The sequence below is a fragment of the Enterobacter sp. 50793107 genome (assembly GCF_001463365.1).
Taxonomy (GTDB): Bacteria; Pseudomonadota; Gammaproteobacteria; order Enterobacterales; family Enterobacteriaceae; genus Enterobacter; species Enterobacter cloacae.
In genome coordinates this window covers 1-1,831 of sequence record NZ_LNII01000025.1, presented here as the reverse complement: position 1 = coordinate 1,831, position 1,831 = coordinate 1, and the positions used below count along the sequence as shown (strand labels likewise).

The 1,831-nt window shown below is 46.1% G+C and carries 4 protein-coding genes; 2 read left to right on the top strand and 2 right to left on the bottom strand.

What is annotated here, in order from left to right; genetic code table 11:
* Positions 1-103 precede the first annotated feature (103 nt).
* Positions 104-628, bottom strand: coding sequence for a hypothetical protein (locus tag APU11_RS04360; protein WP_013087105.1), 525 nt, complete (start codon positions 626-628; stop codon positions 104-106).
* Between the two features lie 141 nt (positions 629-769).
* Here APU11_RS04360 and APU11_RS04355 point away from each other — a divergent pair, with 141 nt between their 5' ends.
* Complete coding sequence (locus APU11_RS04355; protein ID WP_013087106.1) at positions 770-1,030, top strand: type II toxin-antitoxin system ParD family antitoxin; 261 nt, start codon at positions 770-772, stop codon at positions 1,028-1,030.
* Complete coding sequence (locus tag APU11_RS04350) at positions 1,017-1,313, top strand: type II toxin-antitoxin system RelE/ParE family toxin (RefSeq protein WP_013087107.1); 297 nt, start codon at positions 1,017-1,019, stop codon at positions 1,311-1,313. The genes APU11_RS04355 and APU11_RS04350 overlap by 14 nt, the downstream gene beginning before the upstream one ends.
* A gap of 219 nt (positions 1,314-1,532) precedes the next feature.
* Here the strand turns inward: APU11_RS04350 and APU11_RS04345 are convergent.
* On the bottom strand, positions 1,533-1,831 hold a 299-nt coding region (locus tag APU11_RS04345), incomplete at its 5' end, for a hypothetical protein (RefSeq protein ID WP_060578329.1).

The following is a 1,831-nucleotide window of genomic DNA, read 5'->3' as shown; positions in this document are numbered from 1 at the left end:
GTGTAATTGTTTATTATTTTACCATAGTTTGCAGGAGCAGTTTTTTATAATTATAAAACATGCTGCTGCAAAATAACTTCATATACATCTCAACCTAAACCTATTATTCCTGGCTGATATCCGAAGAGGGAGCAGGATGAAGCTTTGCATAATCTTCTCGAAGCGATTTTGCCGCGGGTTTCCAGGCTTTCGCCCACTCATCATCCATTCTACCTACACCAACAATCTTCAGTGCGACAGCATAGGGAGTGCGCCCTTGCTGTTTTGAAAGCCACAGGATGTGATCATCAATTCTGTCATCAGGTATATCGTCGATAATGGAATGGATAACATCGAGGTCCTCTGATAGCCACGGCTTTCCAGTACGGGGAAACACCAGGTCCGGTTCGCGCGGTTTCTTTACCTTCTCGTTTTTGGCGATCTGTCTGGCTTCTTTCTCCGCAGAAATGAGTCGTAGTCGCTCCTTAAGCCCACCCAATGTGGCAACCGTTTTAATTAAATTTTCTCGCTGTTCGCGAGTAATACTTTGCTCATCACAGATCAGGTCGTTCAGGGTATCGATGAGTGTATCCACCCGATTTTCTGTTAATTTCATTTCCAGTTCTCGCTTAAGGCTACAACTCAGCATTCTATTAGATATCTATCTGATTTCGCATCCCTGTTGATCTCATAAATGCAGCCCATAGTCTCGATCACTGACCATGGAAGCCTGATGCTAAAATGATATACTTATGTAAGAACAAATCTTACATAATGAAACGGAGGGGTTATGGCCCGTACAATGACGGTGGACGTGGGTGATGAGCTGCGTGAATTTATCGATTCCCTGGTTAAGGCCGGTGATTACCGAACCCAGAGCGAAGTCATGCGTGACGCGCTGCGGCTGCTGCGCGAGAAGCAAGCTGAATCACGCCTTCAGGAACTGCGTGATCTGCTGGCCGAAGGCATCAGCAGCGGCGAGGCGAAACCATGGAACAAGGATGCATTCCTGAATAATGTCAGGGCCAGGATGGCAAATGAAAGAGATTGAGCTGACACCAAAAGCAGAAGAAGATCTGGAGGCTATCTGGGACTACAGCTTCAGACAGTTCGGGGTTGTTCAGGCGGATGCGTATATCGGGCGTATAGCCGCAGTGTTTGATGTGCTGGCCATGCATGACATCGGCACGCATCGCGCAGAGCTGGGAGAAGATATCTGCTCGCTGCCGGTGGAACAGCACATGATCTATTTTGTGTCATCACATTCGGTGGTTACGATCATACGTATTCTCAGTCAGTCTCAGGATACGGCGCGGCATGAACCATGGATATAACTGAATGTGTAAAATAACAATCAAATTAAATACTTAGTTCGCGCAATCTATCTTATGTTAAATTTAGTCCGTCGTTCATTTATTTTATACCCGACCGCAGACTACGATTAGTCATACACAGATATACTCTTTCATTTAGTTTAAAAAAAACGCTCCCTATCAGGAGCGTAAGCCAGTGACTTCGGCGTCAAATGAGGGTCTAACAAGTGGAGCTGCGGGTTAATTCTGGGTGATCTGACTACGATGCTTATCAGCCTGCTGCTGGTGAACAACGGAAGACTGACCATTATTCGCCTTCTCATGCACAGCTGCGGCCTTCTCATGCTCGCTCATTTCAGAAAATGACTTTGCTGTTTCGTTGGTAGCTCCTGGTTTAGCTTTCATCATTTTTTTATGCATTTCAGCCATGTCCTGGTGGGCAGCAGAATTGCTGTTTTGCATCATGTCATGGGACATTGCGGCCTGATCGTGACTGCCCCATCCCATCATTTTCATGCTGTCTCCCTGAATTGCCCTTT

Bases quoted from the DNA above. Each gene is read 5' to 3' on its own strand.
- APU11_RS04350 (WP_013087107.1), top strand. From the start codon at position 1,017: ATGAAAGAGATTGAGCTGACACCAAAAGCAGAAGAAGATCTGGAGGCT.
- APU11_RS04355 (WP_013087106.1), top strand. From the start codon at position 770: ATGGCCCGTACAATGACGGTGGACGTGGGTGATGAGCTGCGTGAATTT.
- APU11_RS04360 (WP_013087105.1), bottom strand. From the start codon at position 628: ATGCTGAGTTGTAGCCTTAAGCGAGAACTGGAAATGAAATTAACAGAA.